Raw genomic sequence first — 14,716 nt, 5'->3', positions numbered from 1 at the left:
GCAAATCACCATTCGAGCCAAGCAACGGAATGCCCTTACTCTCGTCAAACGTTTCTCCCATTGACGAGACCAAAAAATGAACACGCGTGGCTTGCTCGACCAGTTGTTCAAATCCGGCCAGGAGCTGCTGAAGAACAAAAGCGGCGGTGGCTCTTCACCCCTGGGTGGCGCCGGTGGTGTCGCCGGTGCACTCGGCGGTCTGCTTTCCGGCAAAGGCGGCGCGGGTGGTGCGTTGGGTGGCCTGTTGTCCGGCGGCAAGGGCGCGCTGACCGGTGGCGCCATGGGCCTGCTGCTCGGCAACAAGAGCGCACGCAAGTACGGCGGCAAGGCGTTGGCCTATGGTGGCCTGGCAGCGTTGGGCGTCATTGCCTACAAGGCCTATGGCAACTGGCAGGCCCAGCAGCAGAGCGCGCCACGTGGCGAGCCGCAGACGGTCGACCGGGTGCCGCCCCAGCAGGTCGAGGAACACAGCCAGGCCATCCTCAAGGCGTTGGTTGCGGCAGCCAAGTCCGATGGCCATGTGGACGAACGCGAACGTGAACTGATCGAAGGCGAGTTCACTCGCCTGGATTCGGACAACGAGCTGCAGCAGTGGCTACACGCTGAATTGAACAAGCCGCTGGACCCGGTGGATGTGGCACGCGCTGCCAAGACCCCGGAGATAGCCGCCGAGATGTACATCGCCAGCGTCATGATGGTGGATCAGGAGCACTTCATGGAGCGGGCCTACCTGGACGAACTGGCCAAGCAGCTGTCCCTCGACCCTGCGCTGAAGCTGGAATTGGAAAAGCAGGTTCGTCAGGCCGAAGCCGAGGTCGCGTGAGGTGAATAGACGGGTTGAACGGAGGGCGTCACCGTTCATCCGTCGATCGCGACGTCGGTCGGCAATAGTCATGCGTTGATCACGCGGCAACTGGCATTACCCTCGCTGATGAACGAAAGTTGAGCAACAGCGCGAAATCGCCTGAGGTAGGGCTATACTCAGGCGATTTTTCGTTTGTGCTGTAGGAATTTTCGAGGGTTGACTGTGAAGAACTGGTCCTTGCGCCACCGCATCCTGGCGAGTTTCGCCGTTGTCATCGCAATCATGCTGTTGATGGTCGTGGTGTCCTATTCACGTCTGCAGACCATCGAGACCAACGAAACCAAGGTGCGCACCGACAGTGTGCCGGGCGTGGTATTCAGCTCCATGATCCGCAGTGCCTGGGTGGACAGCTACGTCTATACCCAGCAACTGGTGGGCCTGAGCTATCAGCGCGAACTGATCACGGCCGACGAGGACCAGTACAAGAGCTTCGCCGAGCGCCTGACCCAGCAGATGGCCAATTACCGCAGCACCGTCCAGGACAGCGAAGACCAGGCCGCTTTCGAAGAATTCGAGCGGATGCGCGTGATCTATGAAAAAACCCTGGCCGACGTGCTGGAAGCCTATCGTCTGCGCAAGTTCAGCGAAGCCCAACAGATGGCCATCGACGACCTGACGCCGGCCTGGGTCGCCGGGCGCAAGCAACTCAATACCTTGATCGATCGCAATCGCGAGGGGGCCGAGAAGGCCACTACGGCCATCGACTCTTCGGTGGCCGCGGCCAAGGTCAGCCTGGTGATCTCGCTTCTGGTGGCAATCATCGTCGCCGGTATCTGCGGGCTGTGGCTGCTGCGCACCATCATGGCGCCCATGCAGAAGATCGTGCGGATCCTGGAGGTCATGCGCAACGGCGACCTGAGCACTCGCCTGAGCCTGGCGCGCAAGGACGAATTCAACGAGGTCGAGCTGGGCTTCAACGACATGATGACCGAACTCACCGCGCTGGTGGCCCAGGCGCAGCGATCGTCGGTGCAGGTCACCACCTCGGTGACCGAAATCGCCGCAACGTCCAAGCAGCAACAGGCCACGGCGACCGAAACCGCCGCAACGACCACCGAAATCGGCGCGACTTCGCGAGAAATCGCTGCCACCTCGCGCGATCTGGTGCGGACCATGGGTGAGGTCACTTCGGCAGCCGACCAGGCATCCTCCCTGGCCGGTTCCGGTCAGCAGGGTCTGGCGCGCATGGAAGAAACCATGCATCAGGTCATGGGCGCTGCGGAGCTGGTCAACGCCAAGCTGGCGATCCTCAATGAGAAGGCCGGCAACATCAACCAGGTGGTGGTGACCATCGTCAAGGTGGCAGACCAGACCAACCTGCTGTCGCTCAACGCCGCCATCGAGGCCGAGAAGGCCGGCGAGTACGGTCGCGGCTTTGCGGTGGTCGCCACCGAAGTACGCCGTCTCGCCGACCAGACCGCCGTGGCCACCTATGACATCGAGCAGATGGTGCGCGAGATTCAGTCGGCGGTTTCGGCCGGGGTCATGGGCATGGACAAGTTTTCCGAGGAGGTGCGCCGCGGCATGTTCGAGGTGCAGCAGGTCGGCGATCAGCTGTCGCAGATCATCGGCCAAGTGCAGGCCTTGGCGCCGCGCGTGCTGATGGTCAACGAGGGCATGCAGGCGCAGGCCACCGGTGCCGAACAGATCAACCATGCGTTGGCGCAGTTGGGTGATGCCAGCAGTCAGACGGTGGAATCGCTGCGTCAGGCCAGCTTCGCCATCGACGAGCTGAGTCAGGTCGCCACCGGACTGCGCGGCGGCGTCTCGCGCTTCAAAGTCTGATGGGCGCGATGCCGATCGCCGCGCGCAACAAGCTGTTCCTGCTGTTTCGCATCGCACAGGAGCGCTTCGCGCTGGATGCGCTGGAGGTGGCGGAGGTTCTGCCGTTGCTGCCGCTCAAGCCGGTCCCGCAGGCGCCGGCGTGGGTGGCCGGTGTATTCGCCCATCGCGGTCGGGTGGTGCCGGTGCTGGACGTCAGCGCGTTGAGCTTTGGCGTCCCAGCAGTTCGCCGCACCAGTACGCGTCTGGTGCTGGTGCACTACCCGAACGACCAGGCCGGTCCTCAGGCTCGCCTGGGGCTGATCGTCGAATTCGCCAGCGAAACGCTGCGCTGCGATCCACGCGACTTCAAACCCAGTGGTGTGCATAACCGTGCCACGCCCTACCTGGGGCCAGTGCGCGAAGACAGTCAGGGTCTGTTGCAGTGGTTGCGCGTGCAGGATCTGCTCGAACCGGCCGTGCGCGAACTGCTCTTTGCCCCGCAGTTGGCGGCCTCGGTCGTGGAGGAGGGCGCGCAATGAGTGACGACCAGCGCTTCGTGCGCTTTCTGCGTGACCGCATCGGCCTGGATGTGGCGTCGGTGGGTCCGGCGTTGATCGAGCGCGCAGTCGCGCAGCGCAGCCAAGCCGCGCATGCCCCGAACCTGGACGCCTACTGGACGCTGTTGCAGGGCTCGGCAGCGGAGCAGCAGGCATTGATCGAGGCGGTCATCGTTCCGGAAACCTGGTTCATGCGCTACCCCGAATCCTTCGCCGCGCTGTGCAAGGTCGCCAAGGCGCGCCTCGCCGAACGGCCCGGCGTGCCGCTGCGTATCCTCAGCCTGCCCTGTTCGACGGGCGAGGAGCCTTATTCGATCGCCATGGCTTTGCTCGATGCCGGGCTGGCGCCGGAGCAGTTCAGCGTGGACGGCGTGGACATCAGCCCACTCTCGGTGAGCCGGGCGACACGGGCGATCTATGGGCGCAATTCGTTTCGCGGAGCGCCGCTGACGTTTCGTGATCGACATTTTGCGCCGACGGATGAGGGTTACCTGCTCGCACCACAAGTTCGCGCGCAGGTGCGCCTACAGGTGGGCAACATTCTCGATCCGCTGTTGCTGGGCGGCGAGCGCGCCTATGACTTCGTGTTCTGTCGCAACCTGCTGATCTATTTCGACCTGCCGACCCAGCAGCAGGTGTTCGAAGTGCTGAAGAAACTGACTCACGAAGACGGCGCACTGTTCATCGGGCCGGCCGAGGGCAGTCTGCTTGCGCGGTTGGGCATGCGCCCGATCGGTATCGCGCAGTCGTTCGCCTTCGTCCGCGATCGTCAGGTTGCGCCTGCGCCTACGCCCTTGGCCCCTGCGCCGGCGCGGTTGCAGATACCGATCAAGTTGCTGCCCGAGCCTGGTCGGCAGTCGGCGCGTCCCCGCACACGAGTGCTGGCGCTGCCGGTGGCCAACGCCGTCGAAACGGCGGCGAGCGACGGCGCAGCCTTGCTTGCGCAGATCGCCAGGCTCGCCAACGAAGGTAAAAGTACAGAGGCCCAGGCGGCGTGCGATGCCTACCTGCGCAGCCATGGGCCCGATCCCCAGGTGTTCTACTGGCTGGGCCTGCTCAGTGACGTCGGCGGCCAGATGCTGCAGGCCCAAGGTTACTACCGCAAAGCGTTGTACCTCGATCCACAGCACGCCGAGGCGTTGGCTCACCTGGCCATGCTCCTCACCGCCCAAGGCGACATCGCCGGTGCGCGGCGCCTGCAGGAGCGTGCCGCACGCAATGACCGGCCGCAGGCGCAGGAGCATGAACGATGACGGCCCCGGACCTGATCGACATCGATGCCCAGCAGATCGATGACTGCTGGAACCGCATCGGCATTCATGGTGATAAATCCTGCCCACTGCTGGCCGAGCACATCCACTGCCGCAACTGCGCGGTGTATGCCTCGGCGGCGGTCCGTCTGCTGGACCGCTATGCTTTGGATCGCCAGCACGCGCCCCTGCATTACAGCGAAGCGGTAGGAAGGGTCGAAAGCAAATCCCTGGTTCTGTTTCGCCTGGCCGATGAGTGGCTGGCGCTGGCCACCCGCTGCCTGGTGGAGGTGGCGCCGGTGCAGGCCGTGCATTCGCTGCCGCACCAGCGCTCGCGAGCGTTGCGCGGTGTTGCCAACGTACGCGGCGCGCTGGTGCCGTGTCTGGCGTTGGAGGAGCTGCTGGGCATCGACACTCAGCATGCGACCCCAGCCGCTTCCACGCGGGTCATGCCGCGCATGCTGATCGTCGCCATAGACGGCGGCTCGGTGGTGGTGCCGGTGGAGGAAGTGGACGGTATCCATCGCATCGATCTGGTCGAGCTCGAACAGGCTTCCACGGCCACGACCCAGGCGGGCGCGCGTTTCACTCAAGGCGTTCTGCCATTTCGTGGGCGCAGCGTGCGCCTGCTCGACGACACGGCGCTGCTGCAGGCCATGAACCGGAGCCTGACATGACCCCGGAGCAGATGCGCGACGCCTCGTTGCTGGAACTGTTCAGCCTGGAAGCCGAGGCCCAGACCCAAGTGCTCAATGCCGGGCTGTTGGCCCTGGAGCGCAACCCGACCCAGGCCGACCAACTGGAAGCGTGCATGCGCGCGGCCCATTCGCTCAAGGGCGCCGCGCGCATCGTCGGACTGGACGCCGGAGTGCGCGTGGCCCACGTCATGGAAGATTGCCTGGTAGCGGCCCAGGAACGGCGCGTGTACCTGATGGCCGAGCACATCGATGCGCTGCTGCTGGGCACCGATTTGCTGATGCGTATCGGCACGCCCGGTGCCGGCGCGCCCGGCACGCACGATATCGATGCCTACGTGGCGCAGATGGCGGCGGTGATGGATCCGTTGGCCGCCGCCGCAGCGCAGCTCTCGCCCACAATGCCACCGGCTGCACCTGCGCCGGTCGAGCTACCCATGGACACCCCGCCCGAGGCGTCCCCCGTCACCGAACTGGCGGACGCAACGCCAGCCTTGGACGATTTCGTGGCCGAACTCCCGGCGAACCGGGCACGTCGGGTCAGTGACACCGGCGAGCGGGTATTGCGCGTCACGGCGGAACGTTTGAACAGCCTGCTGGACCTGTCGAGCAAATCGCTGGTGGAAACCCAACGGCTCAAGCCCTATCTGCTGACCATGCAGCGTCTCAAGCGCATGCAGGCGCAGAGCATCCGTGCGCTCGGCGGCCTTGCCGAACAATTGCAGCTCGAAGGGCAGAGCGCCGAGGTGCGCGATGCCTTGGCGCAGGCCCAGTCGCTGCTGGACCAGACCCAGCAGATGCTGCTGCAGCAGACTGCGGAGCTGGATGATTTCGGCTGGCAGGCCAGCCAGCGCGCGCAGTTGTTGTACGACACGGCGCTGGCCTGTCGCATGCGCCCGTTCGCCGACATGCTGGGCGGTCAGGAGCGCATGGTCCGCGACCTGGGCCGCTCGCTGGGCAAGCAGGTGCGGCTGGACATCGAAGGCGAGAAAACCCAGGTCGACCGCGACGTTCTGGAAAAACTCGAAGCGCCGCTGACCCACCTGCTGCGCAACGCCGTCGACCACGGTATCGAAACCCCCGAGCAACGCCTGCTGGCCGGCAAGCCTGGCGAAGGCCGGGTGCTGCTGCGCGCCTCCCACCAGGCAGGCTTGCTGGTGCTGGACCTGAGCGACGACGGCGGTGGGGTCGATCTGGCGGCGCTGCGCCGCAGCATTGTCCAGCGCGGCTTGTCGGCCGCCGATACGGTGGAGCAGCTCAGTGAAGAGGAGCTGCTCAGCTTTCTGTTCCTGCCCGGCTTCAGCATGCGCGACACGGTCACCGAGGTGTCGGGAAGAGGCGTCGGGCTGGATGCGGTGCTGCATCTGATTCGCCAACTGCGTGGCTCGGTCGAGCTCATCCAGGTGCCGGGGCAGGGCAGCCGTTTTCACATCGAGGTGCCGCTGACCCTGTCGGTAGTGCGCAGCCTGGCGGTGGAAGTGGGGGGCGAGGCCTACGCGTTTCCGCTGGCGCACATCGAACACACCATGGACCTGCCGGCCGAGGACATCATCCAGCTCGAAGGCCGCCAGCACTTCTGGTTTCAGGACCGTCATGTCGGCCTGGTGGCCGCCAGTCAGCTGTTGCAGCGGCCGCCCAGTCAGGGCAACGAAGCGACCGTCAAGGTCGTGGTGATCCGCGACCGCGAGGCGATCTACGGCGTGGCGGTGGAACGCTTCATCGGCGAGCGCACGCTGGTCGTGCTGCCGTTGGACGCGCGCCTGGGCAAGGTCCAGGATATTTCCGCCGGTGCCTTGCTCGACGACGGCTCGGTAGTGCTGATCATCGACGTCGAAGACATGTTCCGCTCGGTGGAGAAACTGCTCAATACCGGTCGCCTGGAGCGCATCGATAAACGCAGCCAGCAGGCCGAAGCGGCGCGCAAGCGGGTGCTGGTGGTGGATGACTCGCTGACCGTTCGCGAGCTGCAACGCAAGCTGCTCAGCCATCGCGGCTACGATGTGGCTGTGGCCGTCGACGGCATGGATGGCTGGAATGCCTTGCGCAGCGAAGACTTCGACCTGCTGATCACCGACATCGACATGCCGCGCATGGACGGCATCGAACTGGTGACCCTGCTGCGCCGCGACAGCCGCTTGCAGTCGTTGCCGGTCATGGTGGTTTCCTACAAGGACCGCGAAGAGGACCGCCGCCGCGGCCTCGACGCCGGGGCCGATTATTACCTGGCCAAGGCCAGTTTCCACGACGATGCCTTGCTCGATGCGGTGGTTGAGTTGATTGGAGGAGCGCGGGGATGAGGATCGCCATCGTCAATGACATGCCCATGGCCGTGGAAGCGTTGCGTCGGGCGATCGCGCTGGAGCCGTCCCACGAGGTGGTGTGGGTGGCCAGCAACGGCCGCGAAGCGGTCGAGCGCTGCCAGGCCGTGACCCCGGACCTGATCCTGATGGATCTGATCATGCCCGTGATGGACGGCGTGGAAGCCACTCGGCAGATCATGGCCAACACCCCGTGCGCCATCGTCATCGTCACGGTGGACCGCCAGCAAAACGTGCATCGTGTCTTCGAGGCCATGGGCCACGGTGCCCTGGATGTGGTCGATACCCCAACCCTGGGTGTGGGCGATGCTCGCGAGGCTGCTGCGCCACTGTTGCGCAAGATCTTCAACATCGGCTGGCTGGTGGGGCAGCGCAGCCCGGCGGTGCGCAGCGAGTTGCCGCTGCCGCGCGCAAGCGGGATGCGACAGAAGCTGGTGGCCATCGGCTCGTCGGCCGGCGGCCCCGCTGCGCTGGAAATCCTGCTCAAGGGATTGCCGCGCGATTACCCGGCGGCCATCGTTCTGGTTCAGCATGTGGACCAGGTGTTCGCCGCCGGAATGGCCGAATGGCTGAGCAGTGCCTCAAGCCTGCCGGTGCGCCTGGCAAGGGACGGTGAGGCCCCTCAGGCTGGCACTGTGCTACTTGCTGGCACCAATCATCATATTCGTCTGCTGAAAAATGGTACCTTAACCTACACGGCAGAACCGGTGGACGAGATCTACCGACCTTCCATAGATGTTTTTTTCCGTAGTGTGGCGCAATTCTGGAACGGCGACGCCGTGGGCGTGTTGCTCACCGGCATGGGCCGCGACGGCGCGCAGGGCTTGAAGTCGATGCGTCAGCGCGGTTACCTGACCATCGCCCAGGACCAGCTCAGCAGCGCCGTCTATGGAATGCCGAAAGCGGCGGCGGCCATTGATGCAGCTGTTGAAATTCGTCCGCTCGAGCGGATCGCACCCCGACTGATGGACGTATTTTCACGATGAACTCGAGCCACGGCGCAGGCAGTATCCAGGTGACAACCCATGATTGATCTACAGATCGAAGCCTTCAGGTCCAACGACAACAACAAGTCGATGGTACTTCTGGTGGACGACCAGGCCATGATTGGTGAAGCCATCCGTCGCAGTCTCAGCGACGAAGCCAATATCGATTTCCACTTCTGTGCCGATCCGCAGCAGGCCATCAATCAGGCCATGCGAATCAAGCCGACCGTCATCCTTCAGGACCTGATCATGCCGGGCCTGGATGGCCTGTCGCTGGTGCGCGACTATCGCAATCATCCGGCGACCCAGGACATCCCGATCATCGTCCTGTCGACTAAAGAGGACCCTCTGATCAAGAGCGCCGCCTTTGCCGCAGGCGCCAATGATTACCTGGTCAAGCTGCCCGACACCATCGAGCTGGTGGCGCGCATTCGCTACCACTCCAAGTCGTACCTGACGCTCCTGCAACGCGACGAGGCCTACCGCGCGCTGCGCGTGAGCCAGCAGCAGCTGCTGGATACCAATCTGGTCCTGCAGCGGCTGATGAACTCCGATGGCCTGACCGCGCTGTCCAATCGTCGCCACTTCGATGAGTACCTGGAGCTGGAATGGCGTCGCGCGATGCGTGACAAGACCCAGCTGTCGCTGCTGATGATCGACGTCGACTACTTCAAGTCCTACAACGACAACTTCGGCCATCTGGCGGGCGACGAAGCCCTGCGCCGCGTGGCCGATGCCATCCGTCACTCCAGCAACCGCTCCAGCGACTTGCCGGCGCGCTACGGCGGCGAAGAGTTCGCCCTGGTGCTGCCGGGCACCTCGCCTGGCGGTGCCCGGCTGGTCGCCGAGAAGCTGCGCCAGACCATCGCCGCCCTGAACATCCCGCACATCGCGCCCCAGGCCGACGCCTGCCTGACAGTGAGCATCGGCCTGGCGACCATGACGCCGCAGCAGTCCAGTCATTGCCGCGAGCTGATCCTGGCTGCGGACAAGGGGCTGTATACCGCCAAGCACAATGGGCGCAATCAAGTGGTGGTGGGCGAGCAGGAGTAGGCCGACGGGTCAACCCAAAAAAAACACCCATCCCCAGCTCGACGGGCTGCTGTCCATGGTCGGCTGCGTTATACTCTCCGGCTTTTCACACGTTACGCACGAGAGCTGCCCGCCATGGAAATCAACCCGATCCTTAACAGCATCAAGGACCTGTCCGAGCGCTCCGAAACCATTCGGGGGTATCTTTGACTACGATCAAAAGCATGAGCGTCTGACCGAAGTCAATCGCGAGCTTGAAGATCCTGCTGTCTGGAACAACCCGGCCTACGCCCAGGAACTGGGTCGCGAGCGTTCGCTGCTGGCGCAGATCGTCGACACCCTCGACGAGATGAACGCCGGCCTGAGCGACGCCAAAGACCTGCTGCAAATGGCTGCCGAAGAAGAAGATCAGGGCGCCGTCGACGACGTGTCCGCCGAGGTCGAGCGCCTGCGCGCCCAGCTCGAGAAGCTGGAATTCCGCCGCATGTTCAGCGGTGAAATGGACGCCAATAACGCTTACCTGGATATCCAGGCCGGCTCCGGCGGCACCGAAGCCCAGGACTGGGCCAACATCCTGCTGCGCATGTACCTGCGCTGGGCCGACAAGCGCGGCTTCGACACCACCATCATGGAACTGTCGGCCGGTGAAGTCGCCGGTATCAAGGGTGCGACCCTGCACATCAAGGGCGAGTACGCCTTCGGTTGGCTGCGTACCGAGATCGGCGTGCACCGTCTGGTGCGCAAGAGCCCGTTCGACTCCGGCAACCGTCGCCATACCTCCTTCTCGGCGGTGTTCGTCTCGCCGGAAATCGATGACAACATCGAGATCGACATCAACCCGGCCGATCTGCGCATCGACACCTACCGTTCCTCCGGTGCCGGTGGTCAGCACGTCAACACCACCGATTCGGCGGTGCGTATCACCCACGTGCCGACCAATACCGTGGTCAGCTGCCAGAACGAACGTTCGCAGCATGCCAACAAGGACACGGCGATGAAGATGTTGCGTGCACGCCTGTACGAACAGGAAGTGCAGAAGCGCAACGCCGCCTCGCAGGCGATGGAAGACAGCAAGTCGGACATCGGCTGGGGTCACCAGATCCGCTCCTATGTGCTCGATGCCTCGCGGATCAAGGATCTGCGCACCAACATCGAACGCAGCGACTGCGACAAGGTGCTCGACGGCGATATCGACGAATACCTCGAAGCCAGCTTGAAACAAGGGCTGTAACACCGCCGGACAGGCCGATGCAGCATACGCGTCGGCCTGTCACGGCTGGCCTGCCCGCGATCCCGGCGCCGTAGTCGGGAGCAACGAACCCGTGATGGAAAATCTGAAGACATGAGCGATCAACAACTCGACCCGCAAGACCTGCAACAGGAAGAAAACAACCTGATCGCCCTGCGCAAGGAAAAGCTTGCTGCCGTGCGCGCCCAGGGCCAGGCCTTCCCCAACGACTTCCGTCGCGACAACTATGCAGGCGACTTGCAGAAACAGTACGTCGACAAGACCAAGGAAGAGCTCGCCGAGGCAGCGATTCCGGTCAAGGTCGCTGGTCGCATCATGCTCAACCGTGGCTCGTTCATGGTGATCCAGGACATGACCGGACGCATCCAGGTCTACGTCAACCGCAAGACCCTGCCCGAAGAAACCCTGGCTCAGGTGAAGACCTGGGACATGGGCGACATCATTGCCGCCGAAGGCACCCTGGCCCGTTCCGGCAAGGGCGATCTGTACGTCGAAATGACCAGTGTCCGCCTGCTGACCAAGTCGCTGCGTCCGTTGCCCGACAAGCACCATGGCCTGACCGATACCGAGCAGCGCTACCGCCAGCGCTACGTCGACCTGATCGTCAACGAAGACGTGCGCGGTACCTTCCGCGTGCGCTCCCAGGTCATCGCCCATATCCGCAGCTTTCTGGCCAAGCGCGACTTCCTCGAAGTCGAGACGCCTATGCTGCAGACCATTCCCGGCGGCGCCGCGGCCAAGCCGTTCGAAACTCACCACAACGCTCTGGACATGGAAATGTTCCTGCGCATCGCTCCTGAGCTGTACCTCAAGCGTCTGGTGGTCGGTGGCTTCGAAAAGGTGTTCGAGATCAACCGCAACTTCCGTAACGAAGGCGTCTCGACTCGGCACAACCCCGAGTTCACCATGCTCGAGTTCTACCAGGCGTACGCCGACTACGAAGACAACATGGACCTCACCGAAGAGCTGTTCCGCGAGCTGGCGCAGCTGGTTCTGGGCAGCACCGACGTGCCCTACGGCGACAAGGTGTTCCATTTCGGCGAGCCGTTCGTGCGCCTGTCGGTGTTCGATTCGATCCTCAAGTACAACCCCGAGCTGACCGCCGATGACCTGAACGACATCGACAAGGCCCGCGCCATCGCCAAGAAGGCCGGCGCCAAGGTGTTGGGTTTCGAAGGTCTGGGCAAGCTGCAGGTGATGATTTTCGAGGAACTGGTCGAGCACAAGCTGGAGCAGCCGCACTTCATTACTCAGTATCCGTTCGAGGTGTCGCCCCTGGCCCGCCGCAACGACGACAATCCCAACGTCACCGACCGCTTCGAGCTGTTCATCGGCGGCCGCGAGATCGCCAACGCTTACTCCGAGCTCAACGACGCCGAAGATCAGGCCGCACGCTTCATGGCCCAGGTGGCGGACAAGGACGCCGGCGACGACGAGGCCATGCACTACGATGCCGACTTCGTTCGTGCGCTGGAGTACGGCATGCCGCCAACGGCGGGCGAGGGGATCGGTATCGATCGCCTGGTCATGCTGCTGACCGACTCGCCCTCGATCCGCGACGTGATCCTGTTTCCGCACATGCGGCCGCAAGTCTGACAGTTGTCGATCAGCCGCCCCATGGGGCGGCTTTTTTATGGGCGCCAATACAGTGTGTCAATGCCGGCCCCGACGCGGCTTGCACCGCTGCTACAGGGGATCGCGACAACCTGCCGTTGTCTCAAAGGATTACGATATCGTGTAGCAGCGGCGCAAGCGCTCAAGGATCCGCCGGCCTGCGCGATCTCTGTAGCAGCGGCGCAAGCCGCGTCACAATCCGCAGGCTCCCACGTCCCCTGTAGCAGCGCCGCGAGCCGCGTCACAATCCACAGGTTCTCACGTACCCTGTAGCAGCGGCGCGAGCCGCGTCAGGGCCCGCACCTCCCACTTACTCAAAGGATACGAGCAGTGATTCCAGCAACACCCAGACAAGGAGCCGCCAGCGTCGCCTCGACACTCGCCCGCAACGTCCAGTACCAAGGGCGCAAGGCCAGCCGCCAAGGCAGCGAGCTGCGTCGCCAGGCGATTCTCGACGCGGCCATGCGCATCGTCGTGCGCGATGGCGTGCGGGGCGTGCGCCACCGCGCCGTGGCCACCGAAGCCGGGGTGCCGCTGTCGGCGACCACCTATTACTTCAAGGACATCGATGACCTGCTCAACGATGCCTTCGCCCAGTACGTCGAGCGCAGCGCCGTGTTCATGGCCAAGCTGTGGAGCAACACGGAAGAGATGTTGCGCGCCCTGATCGTTCGCGGCGACGGCAGCCCCGAAGCCCGCGCCCAACTGGCCGACGAAATCGCCCGCCTGACCGCCGATTACGTGATGCATCAATTGCAGACCCGTCGCGATCACTTGATCGCCGAGCAGGCCTTTCGCCAGGAGGCATTGCTCAACCCGCGCCTGGCCTCGCTGGTACTGGCCCATCAGGACATTCTTCTGCAAGGCGGCCGACAAATGCTCGAAGTACTGGGCTCGCGCGATCCCGTGCAGGACGCGCAGGTGTTGACGGCGATTATCGGGCGGATGGAATATCAGGGGCTGCTGGCCAGTACCCAGGCGGACGCCGACCGCGAAATGCTCGGTATTCTGACCCGCTTCATGCAATGGGTACTGGGCTGAGCCCACGCAATGAAAGGCCCGCGGTTGGTGGGCCAAGCCAGAACGAGGAGCAGTACGGTGGATGAGTATCAGCAGACGATTCGAGGCTTGTCCGACCGGATCGTGCAGGCACAGACGCCGATTCGCGTGCTCGATGCGGTGAAGTGGGACGACTCCATTCGTCACGGCTTTCTGCAGGCAGGCGGCAAGCAGATGCCAGCGGTGGATCGCGACTATTACCAGAACCGAGCCCTGGGCTTCGACTCCAGCGCGGTCAAACTGGAATTCCAGAACATCGAGCGCGATATCACCCGCCAGCTCGGCCAGTTCAATCCGGTCGGGCAGATCATGCGCCGCATGTGCAAAGAGTACCGCATGGTCGTGCGCATGCTCGAAGCGCGCGGTACCGAGGACTTCGGCCTGATCTCACAGGAGCTGTACGGCGCCGCTTCCGATGCCTTCCATGCCGGCGACCCGACCCTGGCCGATCTGGGACTGATGCTTTCGGACTATCTGAACAACATCGCCGGACGCGGAGACCTCAAGGACGAAGCCAAGACCCTGACGGCCAAGGATGCGGTGAACCTGTTGCAGGGGCGCCTGAACCGGGTGTTCGGTGAAACCGAGGGCACCATTCGCGTGTTCGAGTCCGACGGCATCGTCGCCGACGCCGCGGCCGGCGCGGATTACATCAAGATTCGCAGCGATGCGATGTTCAACGAGCGCGACGTGCGTGCCCTCGAAGTCCACGAAGGCCTGGTCCACGTCGCCACGACGCTGAACGGCCAGAACCAGCCGATCTGCACCTTCCTCTCCAAGGGCCCGCCCTCGTCGACGGTCACCCAGGAAGGCCTGGCCATCTTGATGGAAGTGATCACCTTCGCGTCCTATCCCAGCCGTTTGCGCAAGTTGACCAATCGCACCCGTGCGATCCACATGGTCGAAGAGGGCGCCGACTTCCTCCAGGTGTTCGATTTCTTTCGCGAAGAAGGCTTCGAGATGCCCGAAGCCTATGGTAACGCCAGCCGTGTGTTTCGCGGCTCGACCCCGACCGGTCTGCCGTTCACCAAGGATCTGTCGTACCTCAAGGGCTTCATCATGGTCTACAACTACATCCAGCTGGCCGTGCGCAAAGGCAAGCTGGAACAGGTGCCGCTGCTGTTCTGTGGCAAGACCACCCTGGAAGACATGCGCACGTTGCGCCAGCTGGTCGACGAAGGGCTGGTGACGCCGCCCAAGTACCTGCCCGAACAGTTTCGCGACATGAACGCGCTGTCCGCCTGGATGTGCTTCTCGAACTTCCTCAACCACCTGAGCCTGGACCGAATTGAAGCCGATTACTCCAATATCCTCTGAGCGGCGGTCG

Annotated in this window: 12 protein-coding genes; all 12 read left to right on the top strand. The window is 63.6% G+C overall.

The annotated features are described in order from the left end of the window. The first annotated feature begins 76 nt into the window (after positions 1-76). The 12 genes from BLV18_RS16415 (at position 77) to BLV18_RS16360 (ending at position 14,706) form a co-directional block, all read left to right on the top strand. Positions 77-823 carry a tellurite resistance TerB family protein gene (locus BLV18_RS16415; protein WP_090360086.1) on the top strand — a complete coding sequence of 249 codons (747 nt, stop codon included), beginning with the start codon at positions 77-79 and terminating at the stop codon, positions 821-823. A 204-nt stretch (positions 824-1,027) separates the two neighbouring features. Further along, positions 1,028-2,650 carry a methyl-accepting chemotaxis protein gene (locus BLV18_RS16410; protein ID WP_090362360.1) on the top strand — a complete coding sequence of 541 codons (1,623 nt, stop codon included), beginning with the start codon at positions 1,028-1,030 and terminating at the stop codon, positions 2,648-2,650. A gap of 8 nt (positions 2,651-2,658) precedes the next feature. Then, complete coding sequence (locus BLV18_RS16405; RefSeq protein WP_244156880.1) at positions 2,659-3,168, top strand: chemotaxis protein CheW; 510 nt, start codon at positions 2,659-2,661, stop codon at positions 3,166-3,168. After that, positions 3,165-4,439, top strand: a complete 1,275-nt coding sequence (locus tag BLV18_RS16400; RefSeq protein ID WP_090360081.1) for a CheR family methyltransferase — start codon at positions 3,165-3,167, stop codon at positions 4,437-4,439. Before BLV18_RS16405 ends, BLV18_RS16400 begins: the two co-directional genes overlap by 4 nt. Continuing rightward, a complete protein-coding gene (locus tag BLV18_RS16395; RefSeq protein WP_090360077.1) occupies positions 4,436-5,113 on the top strand; it encodes a chemotaxis protein CheW in 678 nt (225 codons plus the stop codon). The genes BLV18_RS16400 and BLV18_RS16395 overlap by 4 nt, the downstream gene beginning before the upstream one ends. Beyond that, positions 5,110-7,428 carry a hybrid sensor histidine kinase/response regulator gene (locus tag BLV18_RS16390; protein ID WP_090360075.1) on the top strand — a complete coding sequence of 773 codons (2,319 nt, stop codon included), beginning with the start codon at positions 5,110-5,112 and terminating at the stop codon, positions 7,426-7,428. Before BLV18_RS16395 ends, BLV18_RS16390 begins: the two co-directional genes overlap by 4 nt. After that, positions 7,425-8,435, top strand: coding sequence for a chemotaxis response regulator protein-glutamate methylesterase (cheB, locus tag BLV18_RS16385; RefSeq protein ID WP_090360072.1), 1,011 nt, complete (start codon positions 7,425-7,427; stop codon positions 8,433-8,435). The genes BLV18_RS16390 and cheB overlap by 4 nt, the downstream gene beginning before the upstream one ends. A gap of 39 nt (positions 8,436-8,474) precedes the next feature. Next, entirely contained in the window at positions 8,475-9,488 is a 1,014-nt protein-coding gene (locus BLV18_RS16380; protein ID WP_049861292.1) for a diguanylate cyclase, read from the top strand. A 114-nt stretch (positions 9,489-9,602) separates the two neighbouring features. Continuing rightward, positions 9,603-10,698, top strand: a protein-coding gene (prfB, locus tag BLV18_RS16375) for a peptide chain release factor 2 (protein ID WP_122742474.1) whose coding sequence is annotated in 2 segments (ribosomal slippage) — positions 9,603-9,674 and positions 9,676-10,698 — 1,095 coding nt in all. Because the reading frame shifts where the segments join, the coding sequence is not laid out codon by codon here. Between the two features lie 111 nt (positions 10,699-10,809). After that, positions 10,810-12,312, top strand: a complete 1,503-nt coding sequence (lysS, locus tag BLV18_RS16370) for a lysine--tRNA ligase (protein ID WP_090360070.1) — start codon at positions 10,810-10,812, stop codon at positions 12,310-12,312. A gap of 348 nt (positions 12,313-12,660) precedes the next feature. Continuing rightward, a complete protein-coding gene (locus BLV18_RS16365) occupies positions 12,661-13,371 on the top strand; it encodes a TetR/AcrR family transcriptional regulator (protein WP_425272630.1) in 711 nt (236 codons plus the stop codon). Positions 13,372-13,380: 9 nt separating this feature from the next. Further along, positions 13,381-14,706, top strand: a complete 1,326-nt coding sequence (locus tag BLV18_RS16360; RefSeq protein WP_208598864.1) for a flavohemoglobin expression-modulating QEGLA motif protein — start codon at positions 13,381-13,383, stop codon at positions 14,704-14,706. Positions 14,707-14,716: the final 10 nt, after the last annotated feature.

This window comes from Pseudomonas coleopterorum, from assembly GCF_900105555.1.
Lineage (GTDB): Bacteria > Pseudomonadota > Gammaproteobacteria > Pseudomonadales > Pseudomonadaceae > Aquipseudomonas > Aquipseudomonas coleopterorum.
This window is presented reverse-complemented; position numbering and strand designations above follow the sequence as displayed.